Here is a 23868-nt window from a genome sequence, read left to right on the forward strand (position 1 = left end):
CTCATTCTTCATTAATAAAACGGAAACATGATAGGCAGTGTAAAAATGCAGACAATAGTGATCATAACCGCCAAAGGTGTTCCGCATTTTAGATAATCCTTTAGTGAATACCCGCCCGGCCCCATGATCATGATCTGGCAGGGAGCCGCCATGGGGGTCAGGATAGAGGTACAACTGGCAATGAGCACGCCCATTACAGCCGCCCTTGGGTCCACTCCAATCTTTACACAGGCAGCTGCTACCAATGGAATGAAAATAGTCACGGTTGCCAGATTGGACATCACCTGGGTCAGAATGAATGGGATAATGAAGAACACTGCCATGATGACATAGGGGTTGGTGGTATTGCCCAGCAGGGAGATCATCCAGTCCGCCACCACATCCCCGGCCCCTGTTATCTTGATGGCGTCCGAGAGAGCCAGCACACCGGCAAACAGGAACACGGTGGGCTGATGAATGGAACCCAGGGCCTCGCGCTCCGACAGCACGCCGCACAGGACCAGGAGGCATGCCCCAATGGAGGCGGTAAGGTACATCTTAATTCCGGTCACGGATTCCAACAGCATACAGGCAATGGTGCCCAGGATAAGGATGACAGCCACCTTTTCCTTGGAAGGTGTCAGATGGCTGGCCGTGTCCTTTTTCTGAATGTTATCTGAAAACTGGGAATTATCAATGTCAGGCATGAGACGGTAGCCGATAAATACCATGTAGGCCAGTGAAATCAGCAGAATGGGGATTCTGGCAATGGTAAAATCCCAGATTGAAAACGGGATGGAAGCGCCCGCCTTGATCATAACATCGCTCCAGGTCATATTGCTGGCCCCCTGTCCCAGGAATGTCATGGCGGTAGCTATGTTGGCAATAGCCATGGCGGGAAACAGCATCTTGCTGCGGCTGGTGCCGATCTCATTGGCAATCCCCACCAAAAGGGGAATCATGATGGCGGCCGTGGCTGTGGCGCTGGTCAGGCAGGCCAGGAAACCGGCCACTAAGGATGAAATCAAAATCAGCATTTTGGGATTATTTTTGTAGCGGACCACCAGTTTCTGGGCTCTGTCCAGCAGACTGGTCTTGGTCAGTGCAGCGCCGATCACAAACATGGCAACAAACATGACCACATTGGTGTTGATGAAACCGCTTAAGGCTTCGGCCGGCTTCATCACACCGGTAAGAATAAGGGCGAGAATGATTCCCGCTGAAATGATGGAAAATGGGATTTTTCCCGATAAAAACGCTATGATGGTACATAGCAAGATAATGAGCGTAATCTGTAAAGGTGTCATGGTTTCCTCCGTATGGTTAGAGTATCCCGGATCCTTTTAATGTCCGGGAGTACTCATTCTTCAATGACCGCGCCGTCCTTTGATATACTTATCATAATGCAGTCAAATGCAGATGTACAGCTCAATATTTTCAACATTTATCAACTTTAATTCAATATTTTACGTAATCGTCCAGACGGAGAAACTGAACGGTTACTATTTTACCGGATATGCTTTTTGCAGATACGGTGAAACACATTGATCTCCTCTGTCAGCATGGATTCCTCCGGATGTGCGGTGACCAAATTCCTGGATAAGGGTTTCTCACCCACGGACAGGGGGACAATCTCCTCATGGAACAGATTATTAAATATCATGTGGTCCAGCGTGATCATCAGGGCATGGGTGTACGCCACACAGGCCAGGCCGCTGCGTGAGGATCCCAGCTCATAAGCGATATCCGGCTTCAGCTGGTAATAACCGTACAGATTATCCGCATAGGTACGGTACGGGGAACCGGGCATCAGCATTACATTGGGTTGATCACAGCAGTACGAAAGGTCGATCCAGGGATATCGAAATCCCGGTTTTGAAACAGCCTTCCGTACCACCGGATGCGTCCCCACCGCTGCCATCACCAGCTCACACTGGTGGACCGTTTCATAGCAGAAGCCATGCTCCTGCTTATCCATCACGGCCAGCAGCACGTCCAGCTGGCGCCCCTTTACCATCTGGACCAGCTCCCCCACGGTGCGCTCGTGCATCAGGATTCGGATCCCCGGAAATGCCTCCTTAAGCTCCGGCAGGATAAAGCGGAACATGACCTCCGTAAAGGTGGCCTGGACCCCGATGCGTATCACCCCCCTGCTCATACTGGAAAAACTGCCCATCTGCGTGTCCAGTTCCCGCTGGATCCGCTCGATCTCCCCTATCTTCTGAACATAATACTCCCCTGCCTGGGTCAGCACAAACCGCTTGCCCACACGGTGGAACAGCTTCACCTGAAGCTCAGACTCCCTGGCCTGGACAAATTTACTTAAGGCAGACGGGGTAATGAACAGGTTCTCCGCTGCTTTCGTGATGCCGCCGCAGCGAGCCACCTCCAAAATGTATTCAATTCCTTTGTCCATGTCTCCCACCTGACCTTTGCAGCTGCAGGCTTACCAATTATAATATTTGATCAAAGCCTGCGTTCCCAGTTCTCCCATGCCTTCCCGCTCCAATTCCTTATACATGGAAAGGACGTCCTCCAGCACCTTTAACTCCGTATCCGCTGCCCTGGCCTCTTCATCCGCCAGGTTCATATCCTTGATAAAATGCTTGATAAAGAATCCAGGCCGGTAGTCGTCCTGCAGCGCCTTTGAAGCCACATTGTTCATCTGCACGCTGCCGGCGGCTCCTGTGGAAATGGACTTTAGCATTGTGTCCACATCCAGCCCCACATTCCTGGCATAGACCATTGCCTCACAAGCCCCTGCCAGGGCTCCCGCAACCGCAATCTGGTTACACATCTTGGTGTGCTGTCCGTTTCCTGCCCTGCCTTCATAATCAATATTTTTACCCATGGCCTGAAGGATGTTCAGGCAGACGTCAAAGTCTTCCCTGTCACCGCCGGCAAGAATGGTCAATGTTCCATCCTTTGCCCCCTTGTCGCCTCCTGTCACCGGAGCGTCCAGGGCGTGAAGACCTGCTTTCTTTGCCTCCTCATAAATCCGCACAGCCAGTCTGGGACTGGTGGTTGTCATATCGATCAGAAATGTGCCGGGATCCGCATTGGCAATGATACCGCCTTCACCAAAATAGATGTCCTCCACATCCTTTGGATACCCCACAATACTGATCACAGCCTGTCGTCCCTTGGCGCATTCCCCCGCGCTTTTGCACCAGACTGCTCCTTCGCTAATGATATCCTCCACCTTTGATCTTGTTCTGGTATAAATAGCAACCTCATGGCCCGCCTTCATCAAATTGCGCACCATGGATTTTCCCATGATCCCCACGCCAATAAAACCTATTTTTTTCATTTACCATTACCTCCTACAGATATGGGGAAAGGCCCCCCGTTTTTTCCAGGCTCATCTCCCAATATATCACTTTTTTTCAAATTATCAAGCCCCGGAAGACTCTTACCAAACCGTACTGTTCCCAGAAGGAGGTATCCCCCTGTCCTCTGAATCCCAGGTTCCGGATGACCCTTATGTCCTTAAGACGCTTTACGCTGTCCTACCACAGTCCCCTGAACAGCTGGGGATATTCCTTAAATGAAGGATTTTTGTCCGGATATGCCCGCAGAAACATTTCCGCCCCCAGAGCCCCACCCACCGAAGAATCCAGATATATTTTCCCATTTCCATAGGGAGCAGTTTTATATTTCCCCACGCATCATTCCCCGGATCCGGCCCAAAGGATGCCCGGCGGCCTGCCTCCCCGCAGCCTGCCGTTTAGCTGCCTTTGGCCCATGGACCAGTTCCTCCCTCCCAGCCTCTCTGACAGATATCTGAAAGTCCTCATTTGCAGCACACGCAACCATGTAATCCTCGTATTGAAACCAGTGGACGAACCGCCCCTCATTTTCATATACCGCTCCCGCTGCAAACCCGGTCCCCAATAGTTTCAAAGCCGCCTCACACTCTGTCCACATCCTTGTAAACTGTATGGACTGTTCCTTTTCCGGCGTTTGTTTAAGACGTACCTGCTGTTCCCCGGAAAACACCTTTCTTACAGATGGCCAGTGGATATCCATGATTCTCTCCATGTCCACCCCGATCTCCATATCCGCAATGGCCAGGGCCACATAATTCCCGCTGTGGGACAGATTAAAACAGATCTCCCCGGACCTCAGCATGGGCTTTCCATACCTGTTCCTTATGAGCTGTCCATCACTCCATACCCCCAGATAAGACTTCAGCAGGAAGCCTGCCGTCAATTCCTGGCATGCCTCCTGCTTTACCTTTATATTCCTGTATTTTTCAGCGTAATACTGAGGGATGCTGTGGATAAACTCATCCCCATGTGCGGCAATCCGGTCTGCATCTGCGATGATTATCTTTACTTTTTGCATCATTATTACCTCATGAGCCGCCTTACCATCATTTTCTGAAACGCGTCAACGCCCACGCCCACGTAGATAACTCCCACCAGCATGGCAATCCCGATCTGGACCGGCAGGGTGCCGATCCGGTCCACTTTCACGGGACCCATGATAGTAAGGCCGATGGCCCATCCGCACAGCCAGGCCGGTGTATAGATCACCTTTGCAAGTGTCTCCCCAACGATCACCGCAATCCCTCCCAGAATGAACAGGGTAAGGTACAGCTCCACATTGGGATTCCACGGCAGGATTTCCATGATCCACACCGCGGTCAGCGCCCATAGATCGCCCAGCAGGAAACCAAGGCTGATCTTAAACGTATCCTGCCGTCTATTGCCGTTGGCCACAAATAGTCCGGCGCAGATCAGAGCCACGGCTCCGGTATCCACCCCTATAAAAGGCGCCAGCACAGCCCAGACCGGAGGCATAAACGCAATGCCAAATGCCAGGGTCAGCATATTGATTGTCTTTATCCTTTTTTCTTCCATATCCGTCACTCCCAGTCAAAACCGTCCCATACCGGCTTTCCTGTGTATGTTTTCAGTTCCTCCCCGCCTTCCAGCACGCGGATGGCTCCGGCAGCCATGGCTTCCATCTCAAACTCTCCGGGATAGGCTGTCACCGGTGCGATAAAGGAACATGCATCTGTGATCTGTTTTACAAGGTCCTGGTTATGTACCATGCCGCCGCCCAGCAGAATGCCGTCCACCTGTCCGTGAAGCGCGGCTGCCATGGATCCGATGCACTTTTCGATCTGGTAGATCATGCTGTCCCAGAGCATTTCCGCATACCGGTCCCCCGATGCAGCGCGGTCCGTCAATTCAATGGCGTCCGAGATTCCCACGTGGTTTACAAATCCCCCTGTTCTGGTGCAGAGTTTTCTCACATCCGCCACTCCCAGGCCGCTGGTTTCCATATATTCCAGAAGGTTTGCCACGGAAATGCTTCCGCATCTGGTAGGCGCCATTGGCCCCTCCCCTCCCACAATATCATATCCATCGATCATCTTTCCCCTGCAATGGGCGGATACGGAAATGCCTCCGCCGATGTGGCATACCACATAATTGCACTCCTCATAGGCCCTGTCCATCACATTCCGGCTGTGGCGGATCGCCGTCTCCTTCAAATTCAGCGCATGGAGATGAATGATGCGGTACACTCCTTTGATACCGGTCATACGCGCCAGTTCCTGGAGTTCGTCCACATCCGGCGGATTAACCACCATTGCCTTGGCGCCATAGGTTTCTGCAAATTCATGGGCCAGCTGCGGGCCCAATGCGGCCGGGTGGATCACGCCATTGGCGCAGGTCCTTGCATGTTCCAGCATCAGATCCGTCACCCCATAGGTTCCGCCCTCCACGGCCAGCAGACCGCCGCCCCGGCCCACAAATACATCCACATCCTCAAGGCTGATACCCGCCTCCTTAAGAAGCTTTAAAATAGTATCCCGGCGGTAGGGAAGCTGTTCCGGCAGGGTCTTAAATTTCCCAAGCTCATTTGCCTCGTGGGAAACATTCCGGGAATACAGGCATTGATCCCCTTCAAACAGCGCAACCTTTGTGGAGGTGGAGCCGGGATTGATGGTCAGTACTTTATATGCTTTCATGCTGTGTCTCCTTACCTTTTACTTCCAGCAGCACGCACGGCGCTGATGACAATATTTCCTTTTATCTCGGAAACCGGAGCGCCTCTGGAGCAGTCACATACCACTTTGTTAAATCCCTGAAGCATGGGTCCGTAGGCATTGGCATGACCAAACTGCTGGATCAGCTTCACTCCCACATTTCCCACATTCAGATCCGGCCAGATGATCACATTAGCCTTTCCTGCTACCCGGCTTTCCCTTGGCACCTTTTTAAGCGCCACCTGGGGTGAAACGGCCGCGTCAAACTGAAATTCTCCATCGATGGCAAGATCCGGGCGCTGCCCATTGGCAATTGCCACCGCCTTAGCCACCTTATCCACCAGCTCTCCCTGGCCGCTTCCCAGAGTGGAGTAGCTGACCATGGCACACCTCGGCTCCCAATCCAGAAGGCTGCTCACCGTATCACAGGCGGAAATCGCAATATCCGCCAGCTGTCCCGCATCCGGATTGGCGCACACAGCGCTGTCACCGATCGCCAGAAGGCTTCCTTCGCTTCCCTTGAATCCCGGAATATCACATAGTCCGATACTGGATATGGTGCTGATTCCCGGCTTCAGGCCGATCACCATCTGCCCGGCCAGCAGCACATCTCCGGTGGTGTTGTCAATTCCCGCAAAGGTCACATCCGCTTCATCCACGGCCTGCATAACCATGGCGTAATACAATGGATTCTGCATCCGGCGGTTCAGCGCCTTCTCCTTTAACATGGCCTGGGGCAAGTCCACATACCGGTCAATCAGGCTCTTTTTATATGTCTCCTCCCTGATATCCACGATTGTGAAAATACTCTCCTCATATCCCTTTCCGGATAATGCCATCCTGATCTCATCCCCATACCCGACAAGCACAGGAATAATATATCCCTCTTTGCCCGTCTCATAAGCCGCCTGCATCATCTTCTCATTGAGAGCCTCCGGAAATGCGATCCGCTGGGGATTCCTTTTTGCTTTTTCATAAATCTGATCCAGTACACTCATAATTGATTCCTCCTGACAAATTTCCTGGAGTCTGTTTGAAAAATCCTCTACAGTTCTATTCCCTACAGTTCTTTTTCAATCAGATCCGTCAGATCTCCAACGGTTGCACAGGCGCTGGCCTCTGAAAGCATCAGCTCCACATCCAGTTCATTTTCAATTTCCGACACAAGGGCAACCATCTGCACGGATGCGCCTCCCAGATCCTCTTTAAAAGATGTGGATGTGTTCAGATCCTTTACATCCTTTTTGTATGACATGGCTACCATCTGAAGTACCTGTGCTTCTAATTCTTTTCTGTCCATTTTATTCTCCTTTTTGTCATTTTCTATCATTATTTTTTTATATGATCCATAGATTGCTGTTCTTCTTATGATCCGCGCATTACTGCTCTTCATCTGATCCGGACATCACTGCTCCTGGTCCAGATCAAACACAACCGTCTTATAACCGCCTTCTCTCTGGAAGATAGACGCATGGCAGTCCAGCGGAAGCTTGGCCGACAATTCCTTACGGTTTTTCTTGCTGATGCCGCGGACCACCGCATTTAACCGGGATCCTTCCTCCAGCTCCACTTCCCCGTAGGCGTATTTTCCCAGGTTCTTGTACTCCGGCTTGGATGAAAGGGCGGCCGGAAGTACGATGGAATGCAGTTTGGCCCTGCCGCTGATCTCATACCACTGGGTTTCATAATTACCGCACTGATTGCAGGCATAAACCGGAGGAAATTCTACATTTCCGCATAACGGGCATTTGCGTCCCAGAATCTTTCCCTCCTCCAGGCCCTCATAAAATGTCTGTACCACCTTTTCTAATTGAATGCTCATCATCACACCTCCTGTTGATCTATTGTACGAAGCAGGACAGCGGCAACGTTCTGGGCGCCGCCATATCCCCTTAACATTGCAGTCTTAGGCTGTTTTTTTACCTGGTGCTCACCGCACTCGCCCCACAGCTGCTTGCAGGCCTCATAGACATCCGCCAGCCCCGATGCCGCATGTGCATGGCCGAAGGAGGTGCGCCCGCCGTTTGTATTGATCGGTTTATCCCCGTCCCACGCCGTGCGTCCGTCACAGATGTATTTCCAGCCCTCGCCGTATGGAAGATATCCGGCGATCTCCGCCGACACCAGGTGAGAGGTGATGATAAAATCATTTGCATAGAACAGGTCCAGGTCATCCCCGGACATGCCTGTGAGTTCGTATATCTGACGCACCGCTTCCTCTGTGGCGCGTACCTCAAAATGAGGTGTGGTGGCTTCACAGGCGGCGCTTCCGATTCCCAGCACCTGGATGGGCCTGTGTTTCAGGTTCTTTGCGATCACCGGAACCATTTCCGTGGCGCACACAATGGCTGCGGCTGCGCCATCACATTTCAGTTCCACGCCTCCGGCGCGCAGGTAATCTCCCATTTTGGGGTTATAGGGGGAATTCATGTATTCGTCCAGCGTCATACCCGCTTCCTCTGCAAGGGACTCATATGTCCGTTTTTCCAGGGAAAGGGGGTTCACGGATGCATTCCGCCGGTTGTTGATACACATCCAGTTCAGGGCATCGTTCATCTGCTCGGCCGTGATGCCCCTGGTCCGCACATACCACTCCGCGGCATCGTCATAAATCAGTTCCTGGCCCGCCATCAGGCTTCTTGTGTAAGTGCGGTCATACAGCCATGACGTGGTCTTTAAAAACTTTTCCATGGTCATCTTGTCGCGCTTATACGGGTGCTTGGGGCTTTCCACATTGTCGGCCGGTGACGGAGTGCTGTCACCAAATTCCACCGCGCCGGTGAGAACACAGTTGTATTTTCCTGACGCCACTGCATTGACCGCCTGCTCAATGGCAAGATAACCTGTGCAGCATGCCTCCGAATGGTGGATGGATCCTTTTCCCTTCATTCCAAACCAGTTGGCAACCTGAACATTGGGTGTCAGATAGTTGGAACCGTTGAGCGGGCTTGCCTCACCGTGAAAATAAAAATCCACATCCCGCGGATTGACTCCCGCGTCCTCCATTGCTTTTAATGCCGCGTATCCGAACAGTTCCCCCTCGGTGAGTCCATCCGTCTCCGGATGATCTACCGTGTACATAAATGGGGTACAGCCCACGCCGATGATCGAAACGCTTCTGTTATATTTTCCTAGTGTACTCATAGACAGCTTCCTTCCTTTCCCTTTTTTCTCCCGTTTTTCTATTTACGATTGTGTGATTATTATATATAATAAAAGCACTGTTATCATCGTGTTTCCGGCTAATGATGGCAATTGCCGGAAGCTCATTTTTGTGCGGACGCACAATGCGAAATGGAGGGGTTATGGAATATCAGATCTTATTAGATAAACTGGAAAAGAAACACTATTATCCGCAGATATTCGGCAACAGGCAATCCAACTGCGATATGCTTAACATAAGGATCCTGACACCGGAGCAGAACCGTTTTGAGGAGACCGTCCTCTATCTGACCTCCACTGCTCTGCTCCCCCATAGGGACACGGTTTCCACATTTACACTGTTCTGTTATGGAGATGAGATTGACTTTTCTCCCTATGATGAAAGCGCATTTACCATTGTCTATTTTGGTCCGGAAATCTCACAGGCCCAGCTTTTTAATGTTACGCTGGAAAACCTGACCGAGCTGCAGCAGATCACAACCGGCATGCACATCCTGACCAATGCGCTGTTCTCCGGCAACGGCCTTCAGCACCTGATCGATACCGCTTCCCAGCTGTTTAACAATCCCATTTATGTGGTAGACCTGCAGAATAAATATCTGGCCATGTCCGCGGGCATTATACCGGATAATGATTTCTTCCGTGAGGAAAGCGCTTCCGGTTATATCAGCGAAAAAGGGATCCGGTCCATCCGGTTCAACCGGCTGGACGAGAAGGTCCGAAGCAGCGATACCGCCTACTACTTCATCAACGAGCTGGTCAAAAAGGGGATGCTGGTGGATGCGGTCCATATACAGGAGGTGGAGGTGGGCCATGTGATGATGCTGGAATCCGAGCATCCCTTCCGGGAATATGATGCGGACTTTTTCCACCGCTTCTGCAAGCTGGTCTCCATGGAGCTGCAGAAGGATTCCGCCTATTCCAGAAACAGGGGTGTGATGTATTCCTACTTTCTGGCCGATCTTCTGAAAAATCCGCGGCAGAATGTGTCTGATATTAAGGACAGGCTGAAGGTCCTGGGTTACAGCCTGAAGGAGACATTTTATATTGTGGTCATCCCGCCGGTCAGCCACAGTTTTTCAGATCTGAAGCTGGAGGTCATTTTGGAGTATTTGAAAAAGATCTTCGGAGGCAGCATCTATTCCATTTATGAGGACAGCATCGTATTTCTCATCAGCCGGGCCATGGACCAGAACCTCAGTGAATACGAGATATCCCAGCTGTCGGAATACCTGTCGGCCAACCGCCTGAAGGCAGGGATCAGCAACTTTTACCAGAATTTGGAGGACACTCCCCGGTTCTACCGGCAGGCCATTGATTCCGTCCATCTGGGCCTGAAACTTAAGGACCCGGCCCCCATCTATTATTACAGCGACTATTATCTGTTCCAGATGCTGGAGCTGTATGAGAAGGAGGATTCTGAAATACGGTTTCTGATCCATCCGGGACTGATGAAGCTGTACTACTATGACAGGGAAAAGAACACTGATTTTATGGTGACTTTGAGGGAATACCTGACCCGGCCGGGGCAGCCTGCAAAGATTGCTGAAAATCTGCATATCCATAAGAATACACTGCTGTACCGGATGGGGAAGATTAAGGAAATTACGGATTGTGATTTTATCGAGGGGGAAGATTTTATGAATTTTAATTTGTCGGTAAGGATCATGAGGTATTTGGGGATGATTGAGTAAGAAAAAAGAGCCGGACCGGCTGAATTAACGGACCGGCCCTTTTCGTCTGTCTCACCGTCTGCAGGGAATGGGCTTGCGCGGACATTTCGGCTTGACCGCACCGGCCTTTACCACCGCGTCTTCTTCGCACACGCTCATACAGGCGCCGCACTGGGTACACTCATCCTGGTCAATAACGTGAACGAACCGTTTTTTCCCAAGAACCGCGTCCTCCTCACATTCGTCCATGCAGTCCCCGCAGCCCGTGCACCGGTCCGCCAGGATATGATAGGTCATAAACTTCCTGCATATACCGGCTCTGCATCCTTTTTTGCCGATATGCTCTTCAAAATCCCCGCGGTAAGTCTCAATGGCGGCCAGCACCGCGTCTGCGATTTCTTCCCCTGTCCCGCAGAGAGACTGGGTCTTCATCAGGCCGCAGAGTTCTTCCATCAGGCTTAGATCAGAGCTGCGGCCCTTTTTCTCCGTGATGTCGTTTAAGGTCATCTCCAGCTGGGTGATGCCCTCGTATCCGAATACACATTTTCCGCAGGTCCGGCATTCATTAGCACGGACTTCATTCAAAAGGAGGTCTGCGATACATTCATTCTCTTTCAGGTTCTGAATTTTTTCCAATGTAGTCATCTCTCTTACCCCCTTAGTATTCGTTCCAGAGCTTTGGTCTGGCCAGCTGGAGGCGCAGGTCGCACTGGAGGCATCTTTCGGCCTCGCACATGGCCTGTTCACAGGTAAAGGGATGCTCCGCCTCCTTAAATCCCTGTATGCGCCGGGATGGCGGTTCGGTCCTGGGTTCCTGGCGTTTTAACTCTGCAAAATCTTCCATTCTGCCAATATAAGCGGCCGGGACTTCCTTTTCCAAAAGTTCCTCACTGATATCGCCGTCACCGCCCAGGTACAGGTCCATCTGCTCCGCCGCCCTTCGTCCTGCTGCAATTGCAGCGATCACGGACTTAGTTCCGGTCACAGCGTCACCTGCCGCATAGACCGCCTCCATGCTGGTGCGCAGGTCTGCATCGGCCAGAATGTAAGGGCCGTGTGTCAGCTCCAGTCCCATGTCCTCTGTTCCCTCCGGCTTCTGACCGACCGCAAAGATCACATAGTCTGCAGGAACAATGTGTCTGGTTCCTTCTTCCAGCTCTATGACGGCCTTCCTGTTTTCATCAAAATAAAATTGCTGAACTTTCTGAAGTTCCACTCCTTCCACCTTGTCCGTACCGGTAATCTGCAGGAAAGAATGGGCCGCGTGGAGGATGATTCCCTCCTGTGTACCTTCCGCAATTTCCTCCGGGGTGGAGGTCATCTGCCGTTCATTTTCCAGGCAGGCGATATGTACCTCTTTTGCGCCCAGACGGACCGCTGTCCTGGCACAGTCATAAGCCACATTGCCGCCGCCCAGGACCATCACCCGTCCGTTCACGGGGAGGGGCGACCCTGTTCTGGCCTGCCGCAGGAAATCGGTGTTTAAGTATACCTGGGGCAAATCGTTTCCTGTCAGAGGAAGTCTGGTTCCCTTATGTGTTCCCACGGAAACCAGCACCGTGTCAAACCCCTGCTGTAAAAGACTGGCCGGAGCCTGGACCGGGGTGTTTGTCTTACATTCAAACCCTGCCTCTAAAACCGTCCGGATCTCCCGGTCCAAAAGCTCATCCGGGAGCCGGTAGGCCGGTATACCGTAACGGCACTGGCCCCCGGCTTTTTCGTTTTTCTCAAACACAGTCACCCCATGTCCTTTTTTCGCCAGATAGTAGGCGGCTGTTAAGCCCGCCGGGCCTGCTCCGATGACAGCGGCCTTCTTTCCCGTGGGGGCTTCCCTGCGTGCATGCTCCTTCCAGGCGCCGCTCTCGTTTACCGCTGCCGCCCGCTTCAGCCTACACACGGAAAGCGGGGCATCCAGTTCATTTCTCTTGCACTCACTCTCACATGCATGGTTGCAGATGCTTCCCAGCGTCTCCGGAAACGGCACCTTTTCCCGGATCACCGCCGCAGCCTTGTCAAACTCCCCGTCCCTGATATAGCGGATGTATCTGGGAATATCGATATGGGCAGGGCAGGTGCTTTTGCAAGGCACAATGTTTTCCGCATAGGAACTGTCTTCCTTCATGATCCTTACCTGATCCATAATGGAACCGGTGGGACAGACCTCGATACACGCTCCGCAGAAACGGCATCCCGCTTCCTTTAACGACTTTCCATCCGGAACACCTGCGCAGATGCCCGCATCCGTCTTAATATAATCCAGCACCTTTACGCCGCGCAGCTCCTGACAGGCGCGGATACATCTTCCGCAGCGGACACACCTGGTAAACAGGTGGGAGATCAGGGGGTTGCTGTCGTTGTTGGCAAGACTTCTGGATTTCTTTCTCCAACGCTCCGGACTGACCCCCATGTACTGGTACATGGACTGCAACTCGCATTTGCCATACTTGGGACATCCGGTGCAGTCAGCCGGATGGGTTGCCAGTATCAGTTCCATGGCCGTTTTTCTGACCTTCTCAGCCTTTGCCCCGTTTACCGTAATCTTCATGCCCTCCCGGGCCTCGGTTTTACAGGCCGGGACCGCCTGGTCACCGCCTTCTATTTCCACGGAACACAGGCGGCATCCTCCCTTTGCTTCCAGGTCCGGGTGGCTGCACAGATGGGGGATAAAGATCCCCCCATCCAGCGCCGCGTCCAGTACCGACTGCCCCTGCCTTGCTTCTATTTCTTTTCCGTCAATGGTAATCTTCATTCTTCCGCTCCTGATTCCGCCGTCTGTATTCTCTAATACTCAAACTCATCCAACCCGGCCGCTGCATTTTCACCTGCAATACGCCCGCTGTTTAAACAGAAGCCCATGGTATTGCCGGACAGTATAAAGGGATAGCTGTCCCCGAAAATGTTGCACGCATCGGTTCCCACACAGTACAGACCCGGAATTACCTTTGCCTCCTGTGTCATGACCTCTGTCTTATGGTTGATTTTGACTCCGCCCAGGGAACCGTAAGCGCCCACGTTCTGGCGGCAGCAGTAAAACGGCGCCTTTGCAATAGGCTGCATATAGTGCCTGTCTTTTTCAAAAATCTCATCAAATCCAGCCTCGCACATCTCGTTGTATTCCTCCACCTGCGCGGCCAGGCCTTCCGCATCAATGCCTGCTTTTTCGGCCAGTTCCTCAATGGTGTCCGCCTGCGCGATCGGCTCATATCCGTCCGCCAGATCCCGGTTCCACTGTTCGTCAAAGTGATCATACAGGTCGTGGGGGTGTACGTGGCTGACAATGTCCGGACCTTTTTTCTTGTATTTTTTAAGCAGCTTGCTGTCAAAGATAGAATAGGCCACGCTGCCGGGCTGGGCCGTGATCGCATTTCCTGTAAAGGTGGTGTTTCCGATCTGATCCTCCGGCATGAACCTCTGCCCGTTGCGGTTGACCCACAGGCACGGCTGGCGGAACGCGCCGTCCAGGATAAAATGATTCATATTGTCTGGAAGCTGGTACATCAGCTCCATGGTGCACGGCTCCTTGCCTGCCCCTGCTTCCCATGCCATCTTAATCCCGTCCCCCTTCATTCCCGGAATAGCGAAATTAAAAATGGTCTTTCCGAACTCATATCCAGTCTCTTCTTTGATCATGACAGGATTATCGCCAAAGCCGCCGGTGGCAAGGATCACTGATTGGGCCCTGGCCTCAATCTCTTCACCGTCTTTATCCTTGGCCATCACTCCTACCGCGCGGCCGTCTTCCATAATGACCTTGCAGACAGGAGTCTCCAGCAGGAATTCCACTCCCAGGTCTTTTGCACGCTCCGTCATCTTTTTTGTCATGGATGTGGCTGCCCTTGGCCCAGGGATGCCGCCGTCCTCGGGCTTGCATACATGCCATGTAAATTCACCGTCCGAGTATGCTCTCGTATTCTCCGGCGCACTGAACGCCCTCTGCACACCTGCAAATTCCACGCCCATATCCGACAGCCAGTCAATGGTATCCCCTGACTTGAAGTAATAATCACGCACCATCCGCGCGTCCACACGGTAGTGGGTGAAATACATGTGCTTGCGGAACGCCTCCCCAGGAGTAAGGGAGATCATGTGCTCCCTCTGAATCCTGGAACCGACTCCCAGAGGTCCCATGCCCATATTGGCCGCACCTCCTGTGGTGTTGGACTTTTCAAAAACCAGTACGCTGGCCCCGTTTTCCGCCGCTGAAATGCAGGCTGCAAGGCCGGAAAGGCCGGCTGCCACAACAATAACGTCTGTTTCCATTTTCCTCATAATCAATAATACCTCCAATTTTTTTATTCAATTTCACATCATCAGTCACAAGATATCAATCGCCGCTTCATAGCCCGCATGGACCGCATCTCCGACTTTCCCGGCCCTGTCACAGTCCCCGATGACATATGTCCTGATTCCTCCGGCCATCTCCCGGATCTCTTCCACAACTGCCTTGTCCGCCTTCATCCCCATGGAATATACGCATGTATCCGCCGCAATCAGCTTTTGTTCGCCGTCCGTTTCAACCAGCACGCCTTTATCTGTAAACTCCAGCACCTTTGTATGAAGCATCTGCTTCAAACCGCGCCGGTCCATTTCATCCAAAAGGGCATTGCGGTAGTATCCAAATGTTTCAAACGCCATCATTCCCTGCATCTCGATCACAGTCACCTCATGGCCATGGTTGGCCAGATGGAGTCCCACTTCACAGCCTACCAGTCCGCCGCCTGCAAGAACCACGTGTTTTCCTATTTTGTCCATATTGTGATATGCTTCCAATGCATTCATGGCCCGGTCAATTCCCTTAATGGGCGGCTTTATGGGTCGTGCGCCTGTGGCTATGATCACAGCATCCGGCTTACACTCATCCATGATTTCCCTGGAACACACCGTATTCAGGCGGATATCTGCCCCGGCTTCCCCGGCCCCACTTTCCCCGGCTTCGCGGATCAGAAGATTCTTAAAATTTCTAAGGTCCTCCTTGTCCTCGTCATAGTCCGTAAAGTTGATCGTACCGCCAAGTTCCCCTGTCTTTTCAAGGAGTGTCACCTTGTGCCCACGCTTCCTGGCAGTGATGGCAGCCTGCAGGCCTCCCACCCCGCCGCCAATGATCAGCACATTTCTGCTTTTTGTGGGATATGGGTGCCGGTCCTCATACCAGCCGAACCCGGAATTGGGGTTAATGGCACAGCGCCCCATGGATGCGGGGCTGTAAATGCGGTCAACATCCTCCTTGGAAAGCCCTTTTTCCCAGAGAGGCACATCGGTCCTGTGCTCGCAGAAACCGGGATAACAGGAAAAGCATCTCACACATTTGCGTATGGTATCTTCCCTGCCGGAAAATGCCTTGTTGGGAAATTCAGGATCCGCAAATCCCTGGCGTCCCAGTTCAATAAAATCCGCCTTCCCATCCGCGATCACCTGATCCGCAAAGGCCGGGTCGTTGATTCCGCCGATTACCGCTACTTTTGATCTGGTTACCGCCGCCTTGACCTTTGCCGCATGTTCTACGTTTACGCCGTGCACATCAAAGAAATCCGAGAATGTCTGCGTCTGGTTTCCCGCCCATTTCAAACCGTTGGAAACATGGATGATATCAGCCATGCCATCGATCTCCCGGCAGAATTCCACCATATCGTCAATGGTCATTCCTCCGTTTACTCCGTCCTCCGCCGACATGCGCAGTTCCAGGATCATATCTTCCCCAATGCCCTCACGCACTGCTTCCAGGATCATTTTGGGGAACCGGGCGCGGTTTTCCATGCTTCCGCCGAATTCATCGGTCCGGTGATTGGTCCACGGCGAGATAAACTGCTGCATGTTAAAGCCGTGCCCGCCGTGAACCAACACTCCGTCAAATCCGCAGGCCTTTGCCAATTTGGAAATCTTCCGGTAATCATTGCAGATCTTTTCCATCATTGCAGGGTTCAGCGCAAAAACCTGTACCCCGTCCTCCCGCACATAGGCGTCCGGGCCCCAGGGAACATAAGGCGCTTTTGTCTCAGCCACCGCTCCCTCATGGGAAAATTCCAGATAGGCGAGAGCGCCATGCTTCCTGATGCGGTCCGCATACTCCCTGATCTTTTTAAAATCTTCCCCATCGTAGTCATCCATGTCAATGGCACGTTCCATAAACAGGGTGGTGCCCTCCTCATTGTTCACGGGAAGCTCCCCCGTTGACACGGCCGCAAACCCGCCCTTGGCCCGGTTCTCTACCATCCGGTATACATTTTCAGCAATCTCAGGCAGAAAAAACACGGAATGTGCAAACAGGGTAGGTGCTGCGATCAGGCGGTTTCTGTACACTTTTCCCCGGATTGTCATGGGGCTTTCCAGATGTGTGAATTGACTCATTGCCTCTCCTTTTTGGCAGACCGTTGCAGAGCGTGTTTGAATATGCTCCGGTCCGGAATCCATTATTATTTTATCGTAACTGTTCAGTTACATTTGATCTGATTCAAATTATAGTGGATTGACAATCCCTTAACATCATGCCTGCACCTTATGTTTTCCGCCGCAGATGGCTGGTTTTTGTGCAAACGCACAAAGTAGTATAAGTATACTTTTAAATCCCCTTAAACTGCTTATTCTTATACTTCCGCACCCTTTCCTGCACCGCCTTCAGATTCTTTGGCTCTGCATAAAATCCGCCCTCGGTATGCCCGATCTCTTCCAGGTGCTTTGCCCGGCCTGCCACTGTGGTGCGGTCCTTCAGATATCCGTCTTTTTGGATGACAAATCTCCATTTTCCATCCCCTGTCCGTTCCAGATCTCCGCCCGCGCCGCAGACCTGACATTCCACGGGATAATGCAGCCCGTCCCACTGGGGTTCTCCCAGCACCAGGGCATTGGAGTGACAATTTGGACACCAGCCCATATCCTCATCTCCCAGCCATCCGCGCTCCCCGGGAGGTGTTGCCGCTGCTTTCATGATATGTTCTCCCATCTTTCTCGCACGGGCCATGAGAGCGTCATCCAACAGGCACTGGGCACGGCCCGGAACCCGCGTTGCCAGTATCATATCCACCACCTTCATATCCGTGGTGAACATGGTGGCCTGCATGGCTTCCAGAGCCATGGACTGCCATGCCCTGGTGGAACCGCCCGCACAGATCAGCCCCGCAACCCGGTCCTTATGGTCAATTGCACCAATGGTCTCCAAAAATGCCGTCTCATAGCTCAAACTTCTCTGGGCAAATATAAGATACTCCGCATTGGGCATCAGATCGTAGGTGGGCGCTGAAAAGATCACCGCGTCCTGGTCCAGCATCACTTCCATGATCTTCTTTTTATCATCCTTTTCATCCAGCACACAGCCTGTATGCTTTCCCTGTGCCATGCCTCTTGTGCACGAGGTACAGCCCGTGCAGCTCTCGATGTGATAATCCTTTAAATTGATCATTGTCACATCCGCACCGGCCTCCTCGCAGTACATAAGCGCCTCCTTTAACAGAATCTCACTGTTGCTGTCCTTTCTGCCTGCTGTAATCCCCATTACTTTAACTGCCATCTCTTTTCCTCCTGGACATTTGTATGTACTCTCGGAGATTCCTCCTGTACACTTGTCTGAATCGACTTTTGATTGAAACAGATTCCCGAATCTGTTATACTTCATATAAAATATATCAGTTATTTTTTTAACAGGCACCCGTTTCAAGTCGGATCTTATCCGCATTTTCGTGTTACTTTTCGTACATTTGTCTGACAGGAGGCTGTACATGGCATATTTGGAAACGATCGTCCGTCATCTGGAGGAGATATTTGATATTAAAATAGAAGGGCAGTGGAATGGGCGGACCAGGATTGAGGGGATCCGCTTTTTGGCCTGTGAGCAGGACCGGGCAGGGCAGGGACAGACATATATGGGACGGACATATGGGGGACAGGCACAGGACTTAGAGGGGCAGCTCCTTTATATCAGTGATTCCAAGAACGAGCTCCCCGCCAGGCGCCCTCGGAACCTTTTGATGGTGGGGTTATGTGAGCCGCTGCCTGACCCTCACATTATCTATATCAGGGAACAGATCGGCCTGGCCCAACTGTTTAATGCGGTCCAGGAAGTCATTTTCATGCACAATACACAAAAGCTGAAACAGGAGGAACTGTTCCGGTCGCTGCACAGCGGCCACGGGATCGAGGGGCTGGCCCATGTGGCCCACGCCTATCTGGGCAATCCTGTGACAATATGCGATACCAGTTTTTCAATCATTGCAGCCAGTCCCGTGGTGGAGGATGCTGATAATCTGGAGAAAAAACATGGACGCCTCTATCTGAAGGACGCCCTTTTTCAGAACATGGAGGACCGCAAAATCATCAGGCACATTTATTCCTCCTCTGCGCCCTATGTCACAACCCTTGATGATTATCCATATAAATGGGTATTTGAGAGTATACGCATCCGGCATGCAGTGGTGGGATATGTCTGCGTCAGAGGGACAGTCCGTGAATTTACAGAAGATGATTTAGAATTGATCGATGTATTTTCCCAAATGCTTTCCATTGAAATGCAGAAGGACGCCGGTTACCGCCATCCCACCGGCCTGAAATATGAATATTTCCTCACGGAGCTGCTGGAGGGGCATTTTGACCGCACGGAATACATAACCAGCCACCTGCTCCAGCTGGGACGCGTGCAGATGCCCTATTATACCATTCTGCTGCTGTCATTTACGGACCCGGACCACAAACCAAGTCAATATAAAGGCTATTTTGAACAATTGCTTGCCCTGCTGCCGAATTGTATGGTGGTGCTGTTTCACGGCTGCCTGACCGTGCTTTTGCCCGGCGATTCAGCGGAGCCCTTCAGCGAAACATGCAGGAGCCGTTTTGATGCCTTCTTACAGCTGAACCATATGCAGGCTTTTATCAGTTATCCCTATACCGACATTGCAAAAAGCAGCATCTACTACCAACAAGTAAAAGAGCTGTCTTTGCTATACGCAAAAACAGCCCGGCCGGATCACCCGTCCTTTGTTTACTATGAAACATATTTTATGGAGCACGGCTTCTATCAGTACCATGATAAGAACCTTCTAAGCGCTTCCGTCCATCCTGCCATTACCCGTATCATGGAATATGACAGGACCGCCAACACGGAATACGCCCGGACCCTGCGCGTATACCTTGCCCAGAACCGGAACGCCCTGTCCGCAGCCAGGGAGCTGCACATCCACAAAAGCACTTTCTTTTACCGCCTTGGGAAAATGTCGGACCTGTTTGGGATCGATATGAATGACGGACTGGCCCTGTTTACCTATGAATACTCGTTCCGGGTGCTGGATTACCTGGGATAGGCCCTTATATGAGATTTGCTTTTTCACAAAACATCCGCATTTCTTTTACTATCTACAACACCGCAAACAGTCTTTTTGCCAAAGATTTAAGAAAATTTAAGAAAAATATTTTTCATTTCATAAAATCAGCGCATCTATACACAACCGAAAATCCGGCTGAATATAAATGCGCTGTTTCATACTTTCAATATAGGATTTTTAACGGTATTGAAGATACTCCAAGAACCGTTTGACTGCGAGTGAAGCTGTCTTTTTACTCCGCAGGGCAATTCCGATTTTTCGATATGCGGGTACATCTAATTCCTTTGCCACAATCCGGTATGGAACGCGCTTCAAAATCAATTCCGGCAAAATGCTGATACCAAGACCGCTTTCCACCATTGACATAATCGCGTAATCGTCCCATGTTGTAAAATGTACGTTGGGCGTCAGGTTACAGCGTTCAAATATTTCCGACACTTCCGTTTTTGCGCCTTTCTCCAAGAGCATGAATGGCTCGTTGCAAAGAGCCGCCACAGGGACTTTTTCAAGCTGCGCCAGAGCATGATTTTCCGGCAAAATGACAAGCAGCCTGTCCTGTTCTAAAAAAACGGTTTCAAAGTCAGAATAAGTCGGTAATCGCAGGAAGCCGCAATCCACGCGCCCCTCTGAAATCCATTCCTCAATCTCTGTATAATCTCCAAGCAGTAATTCATAATCAATGCCCGGATAGGCCTTTTGAAATTCCCTGATAATATTCGGGAGCCAGTGCGTTGCTACGCTGGAAAATGTGCCGATACGGATAAGCCCCGATTGCAGCCCGTTCAGTTCGTCCACTTCCATTTGCAGCTTTTCATATTCCATGCAGACACTCTTTGCATGAGGAAGCAACTTCATTCCATCGCTTGTCAGCTTTACGCCGGATTTCCCCCTTTCCAATAAGACAACTTTCCATTCCTTTTCCAAGTCGTTTATCATACGGCTAATACCAGATTGAGAGTAATTCAGTATTTCTGCGGCTTTTGTGAAGCTGCCATACTCGACCGTCTTGACAAACGCCATATATTTTTGAATATTCATGTCCATGTTGTCACCCTGTTCCATTCATCTGATTTTATCATACATCCTATGATAAACATTCGTTTTTGTAATTACATGGAACATGGTAAACTGAATACGCAAAAAAGTCAAGCGGGAGTGTGACCACAATGTTTTATGTAAGTGAAATTCAGACCGAAGCCCCCTGTCGCTTTCAGACGCAGCTTCAGGAAAAAGTTTATGAGGCGTTAGAAAAACTGCAAATTCCTTTCCAGCGTGTCGATACCGATGAAGCGATTACTATGGAGGATTGCGTTGCCATTGATGAAAAACTGGATATGAACATGGTAAAAACCTTGTTCCTCTGCAATCGGCAGCAGACAGATTTTTATTTGTTTATTACCATCGGCAATAAGCCGTTCCGTTCTAAGGATTTTAGCAATGCGTTAGGCGTAGCCCGCGTTTCCTTTGCTCCCGCAGAGCAAATGGAAAGCATACTCGGTACAAAAACCGGCGCGGCGACTGTTTTCAGCAGCCTGTTAGATACAGAGAACAAAGTACGGATTGTTTTTGACAAAGAAGTGCTTGCCGGGAAATGGTATGGGTGCAGCGATGGGACAACAACGGGATATATGAAAGTGCAGACAGAGGATATTTGCAAAAAAATCCTACCGTATACCAATCATATATTCTCCGTCATTGAGGTGTAATATGGGACTTTATCAAAATCGGATTGTTGTAAAAGTAGGTACTTCCACCCTTACAAATGAAATGGGAAAAAGCGACCTGCGCTCTTTTGACCGTCTTGCGTGTGTCCTGTCCGATATTCAGAATATGGGTTATGAAGTGATTTTGGTGTCGTCCGGCGCGATTGCCGTTGGAACAAATAAGCTGAACATGAGAGAACGTCCTTCCAGTATGCGGATGAAACAGGCGGCGGCAGCGGTAGGGCAATGCAGTATGATGTTTCTGTACGATAAGTTTTTCAATGACTATGACAAGACAATCGCCCAAATCCTGCTGAACGCGGAGGATATGGAGCTGAAAGAAAAGAAAGAAAATCTGATAAATACGTTCAATGCCCTGTTGGAAATGGGTATTATCCCCATAGTGAATGAAAACGACTCCGTCAGCTATACGGAAATAGAATCGGAGGACAGGCTGTTTGGAGATAACGATATGCTTTCCGCTCTTGTTGCGGTTCTGTGCAGAGCGAATCAGTTGGTTATTTTGTCTGATATAAACGGGCTGTATGACGCGGATCCGCGGCTGTATCCAAATGCACGGCTCATAAGCCGGATAGAGGAAATTGACGAAACAGTATACGCCCTTGCAGGCGGCGCAGGTTCAAGACGGGGAACAGGCGGTATGAAAACAAAACTCCGAGCCGCGGCGTTAGCCACTGCACAGGGGGGAGACACCGTAATTACAAATGGAAAAGCACCGGAAGCCTTGTATGAAATCGTAAAAGGTAACAAAGCAGGCACTTTATTTGTGAGAAAAATGTTCTGAAATAGCACCGTACACAGCAATAAAGCCGCTGTTTTTAGGCTATATGCAGACAGCAGCAATGAACGGCGGTTTTGAACAGTAAAATCAAAGCCGCCGTTTTCCTTTTGAAAAAATAGATTTTCGGAGGGTATATGAAAGTCGTCCATTTTTAAGGATATGACGGTATCGGGGAGGTATCGTCATGTTCTTTTTTCATGTGCATAATGGCAGCTTGCTAAAAAAATCTCATTTCAAACAGCACGTCAGTTTGCCAACAAATATGAACTGTATGCTCATTTAGTATGTCTTGACATGGAGCATATCGAATATGCTTTTAATGCCTTTTGCCTCCTGTTTCTCAACACTCTGCCTACACTGGCACGGACTTTTGGGGCGGAAGCATATCGATCAAAATAAGGGACCTCCTATTAATACCAGTCATGTTTTTCGCCCCGGTCCAGGGCATTGATCTGCTCCATCTCCTCCCTTGTCAGTTCAAAGTCAAACAGGGAAATGTTCTCACGGATATGCTCCGGGTTGCTGGAACCGGGAATTACCACAACGCCCTTTTGCAGATTCCATCGCAGAATCACCTGTGCCGCGGAGCGTCCGTGAGCCCGGGCAATGGAAACAATGGCTTCATCATTCAAAAGTTCCCGGGTGTGCCCCCTGCCTCCCAAAGGGTACCAGCCCTCCATCACAATTCCCAGACCGTGCATATAGCCGATAACTTCGCTTTCCTGATAATAGGGATGGATTTCATTTTGGACCACCGCCGGGGGAATGGCCACCTGGGGAAGAAAAGTATCTATCTCCTCAATATACCAGTTAGAAAGACCGATGGAACGGATTTTTCCATCTGCCACCGCCTGCTCCATGGCTTTGTACGCCTGCACATCACCAGAACCCGGATGATGGAGCAGCATCAGGTCAATATACTCCACTCCCAGGGCTTCCAATGCCTCGTCTATGGCCTCCGCTGCATAGGCAAACTGTGTGGGATACAGCTTTGTGGTAAGAAAGATCTCTTCCCTTGGCACGCCGGACTGCCGGATTCCCCGGCCAACTGCCGTTTCATTGTGGTACATATAAGCAGTATCGATCAGCCGCACTCCGCTGTCCAGTGCTGATACAATGGAATTTACACATTCATCATCCAAGAGACTGTATGTACCGATTCCAGCAATGGGCATTTCATAACCACTGTTCAGCCTGACCGTGGGAGCCATACCATTTTCCCCGGCAGGCAGATCAAAGACAG

At 50.9% G+C, this 23868-nt stretch carries 22 protein-coding genes; 4 read left to right on the forward strand and 18 right to left on the reverse strand.

The genetic code is table 11. The features are described from left to right. Positions 1 to 11 precede the first annotated feature (11 nt). From HMPREF9469_RS14035 to HMPREF9469_RS14080, 11 genes are all read right to left on the reverse strand, one after another. Positions 12 to 1286, reverse strand: a complete 1275-nt coding sequence (locus HMPREF9469_RS14035) for an SLC13 family permease (RefSeq protein ID WP_007862999.1) — start codon at positions 1284 to 1286, stop codon at positions 12 to 14. 200 nt (positions 1287 to 1486) lie between these two features. Continuing rightward, positions 1487 to 2395: a LysR family transcriptional regulator gene (locus HMPREF9469_RS14040; protein WP_007863000.1), complete on the reverse strand. Its 909-nt coding sequence runs from the start codon at positions 2393 to 2395 to the stop codon at positions 1487 to 1489. Between the two features lie 30 nt (positions 2396 to 2425). Beyond that, on the reverse strand, positions 2426 to 3289 hold the full coding sequence (locus tag HMPREF9469_RS14045) for an NAD(P)-dependent oxidoreductase (protein WP_007863001.1): 864 nt from the start codon (positions 3287 to 3289) through the stop codon (positions 2426 to 2428). Positions 3290 to 3488: 199 nt separating this feature from the next. Beyond that, complete coding sequence (locus HMPREF9469_RS32450) at positions 3489 to 3644, reverse strand: hypothetical protein (RefSeq protein ID WP_166461759.1); 156 nt, start codon at positions 3642 to 3644, stop codon at positions 3489 to 3491. Then, on the reverse strand, positions 3631 to 4329 hold the full coding sequence (locus tag HMPREF9469_RS14050; protein ID WP_007863002.1) for a 4'-phosphopantetheinyl transferase family protein: 699 nt from the start codon (positions 4327 to 4329) through the stop codon (positions 3631 to 3633). Before HMPREF9469_RS14050 ends, HMPREF9469_RS32450 begins: the two co-directional genes overlap by 14 nt. Positions 4330 to 4331: 2 nt before the next feature. Further along, positions 4332 to 4844, reverse strand: coding sequence for a DUF1097 domain-containing protein (locus tag HMPREF9469_RS14055; protein WP_007863003.1), 513 nt, complete (start codon positions 4842 to 4844; stop codon positions 4332 to 4334). A 5-nt stretch (positions 4845 to 4849) separates the two neighbouring features. Then, positions 4850 to 5962, reverse strand: a complete 1113-nt coding sequence (gene buk, locus HMPREF9469_RS14060; protein ID WP_007863004.1) for a butyrate kinase — start codon at positions 5960 to 5962, stop codon at positions 4850 to 4852. A gap of 11 nt (positions 5963 to 5973) precedes the next feature. Continuing rightward, positions 5974 to 6978: a phosphate acyltransferase gene (locus tag HMPREF9469_RS14065; protein WP_007863005.1), complete on the reverse strand. Its 1005-nt coding sequence runs from the start codon at positions 6976 to 6978 to the stop codon at positions 5974 to 5976. Between the two features lie 62 nt (positions 6979 to 7040). Next, positions 7041 to 7280 (reverse strand): acyl carrier protein, encoded by a 240-nt coding sequence (locus HMPREF9469_RS14070; RefSeq protein ID WP_007863006.1) that lies wholly within the window; start codon positions 7278 to 7280, stop codon positions 7041 to 7043. A 105-nt stretch (positions 7281 to 7385) separates the two neighbouring features. Continuing rightward, positions 7386 to 7802, reverse strand: coding sequence for a Zn-ribbon domain-containing OB-fold protein (locus HMPREF9469_RS14075; protein ID WP_040416339.1), 417 nt, complete (start codon positions 7800 to 7802; stop codon positions 7386 to 7388). 2 nt (positions 7803 to 7804) lie between these two features. Beyond that, positions 7805 to 9124, reverse strand: coding sequence for a thiolase family protein (locus HMPREF9469_RS14080; RefSeq protein ID WP_007863009.1), 1320 nt, complete (start codon positions 9122 to 9124; stop codon positions 7805 to 7807). Positions 9125 to 9285: 161 nt separating this feature from the next. Between HMPREF9469_RS14080 and HMPREF9469_RS14085 the strand changes: the two genes are divergently transcribed. Continuing rightward, positions 9286 to 10836: a PucR family transcriptional regulator gene (locus tag HMPREF9469_RS14085; protein WP_007863011.1), complete on the forward strand. Its 1551-nt coding sequence runs from the start codon at positions 9286 to 9288 to the stop codon at positions 10834 to 10836. Between the two features lie 51 nt (positions 10837 to 10887). On the opposite strand, the gene HMPREF9469_RS14090 is transcribed toward HMPREF9469_RS14085, so the two are convergent. The 5 genes from HMPREF9469_RS14090 to HMPREF9469_RS14110 form a co-directional block, all read right to left on the reverse strand. Then, complete coding sequence (locus tag HMPREF9469_RS14090; RefSeq protein ID WP_007863012.1) at positions 10888 to 11460, reverse strand: NADH-ubiquinone oxidoreductase-F iron-sulfur binding region domain-containing protein; 573 nt, start codon at positions 11458 to 11460, stop codon at positions 10888 to 10890. A 13-nt stretch (positions 11461 to 11473) separates the two neighbouring features. Continuing rightward, the gene (locus HMPREF9469_RS14095; RefSeq protein WP_007863013.1) at positions 11474 to 13564 is read right to left on the reverse strand and encodes an FAD-dependent oxidoreductase; all 2091 of its coding nucleotides are present in this window, start codon (positions 13562 to 13564) and stop codon (positions 11474 to 11476) included. Between the two features lie 32 nt (positions 13565 to 13596). Beyond that, positions 13597 to 15084: an FAD-dependent oxidoreductase gene (locus HMPREF9469_RS14100; protein ID WP_007863014.1), complete on the reverse strand. Its 1488-nt coding sequence runs from the start codon at positions 15082 to 15084 to the stop codon at positions 13597 to 13599. Positions 15085 to 15129: 45 nt separating this feature from the next. Beyond that, positions 15130 to 17160 (reverse strand): NAD(P)/FAD-dependent oxidoreductase, encoded by a 2031-nt coding sequence (locus tag HMPREF9469_RS14105; protein WP_007863015.1) that lies wholly within the window; start codon positions 17158 to 17160, stop codon positions 15130 to 15132. 211 nt (positions 17161 to 17371) lie between these two features. After that, the gene (locus HMPREF9469_RS14110) at positions 17372 to 18316 is read right to left on the reverse strand and encodes a flavodoxin family protein (RefSeq protein WP_007863017.1); all 945 of its coding nucleotides are present in this window, start codon (positions 18314 to 18316) and stop codon (positions 17372 to 17374) included. A 208-nt stretch (positions 18317 to 18524) separates the two neighbouring features. Between HMPREF9469_RS14110 and HMPREF9469_RS14115 the strand changes: the two genes are divergently transcribed. Continuing rightward, on the forward strand, positions 18525 to 20099 hold the full coding sequence (locus tag HMPREF9469_RS14115) for a PucR family transcriptional regulator (RefSeq protein WP_007863018.1): 1575 nt from the start codon (positions 18525 to 18527) through the stop codon (positions 20097 to 20099). A 198-nt stretch (positions 20100 to 20297) separates the two neighbouring features. Here HMPREF9469_RS14115 and HMPREF9469_RS14120 read toward each other — a convergent pair whose 3' ends face one another. Then, a complete protein-coding gene (locus tag HMPREF9469_RS14120; protein ID WP_007863019.1) occupies positions 20298 to 21164 on the reverse strand; it encodes a LysR family transcriptional regulator in 867 nt (288 codons plus the stop codon). Between the two features lie 122 nt (positions 21165 to 21286). Between HMPREF9469_RS14120 and HMPREF9469_RS14125 the strand changes: the two genes are divergently transcribed. Both HMPREF9469_RS14125 and proB read left to right on the forward strand, forming a co-directional pair. Beyond that, on the forward strand, positions 21287 to 21826 hold the full coding sequence (locus HMPREF9469_RS14125) for a prolyl-tRNA synthetase associated domain-containing protein (RefSeq protein ID WP_007863020.1): 540 nt from the start codon (positions 21287 to 21289) through the stop codon (positions 21824 to 21826). A 1-nt stretch (position 21827) separates the two neighbouring features. Further along, on the forward strand, positions 21828 to 22628 hold the full coding sequence (proB, locus tag HMPREF9469_RS14130; RefSeq protein ID WP_007863021.1) for a glutamate 5-kinase: 801 nt from the start codon (positions 21828 to 21830) through the stop codon (positions 22626 to 22628). 407 nt (positions 22629 to 23035) lie between these two features. Here the strand turns inward: proB and HMPREF9469_RS14135 are convergent, their stop codons facing one another. Next, on the reverse strand, positions 23036 to 23836 hold the full coding sequence (locus HMPREF9469_RS14135) for an aldo/keto reductase (protein ID WP_007863023.1): 801 nt from the start codon (positions 23834 to 23836) through the stop codon (positions 23036 to 23038). Positions 23837 to 23868: the final 32 nt, after the last annotated feature.

The sequence above is a fragment of the [Clostridium] citroniae WAL-17108 genome, from assembly GCF_000233455.1.
Taxonomy (GTDB): Bacteria; Bacillota; Clostridia; order Lachnospirales; family Lachnospiraceae; genus Enterocloster; species Enterocloster citroniae.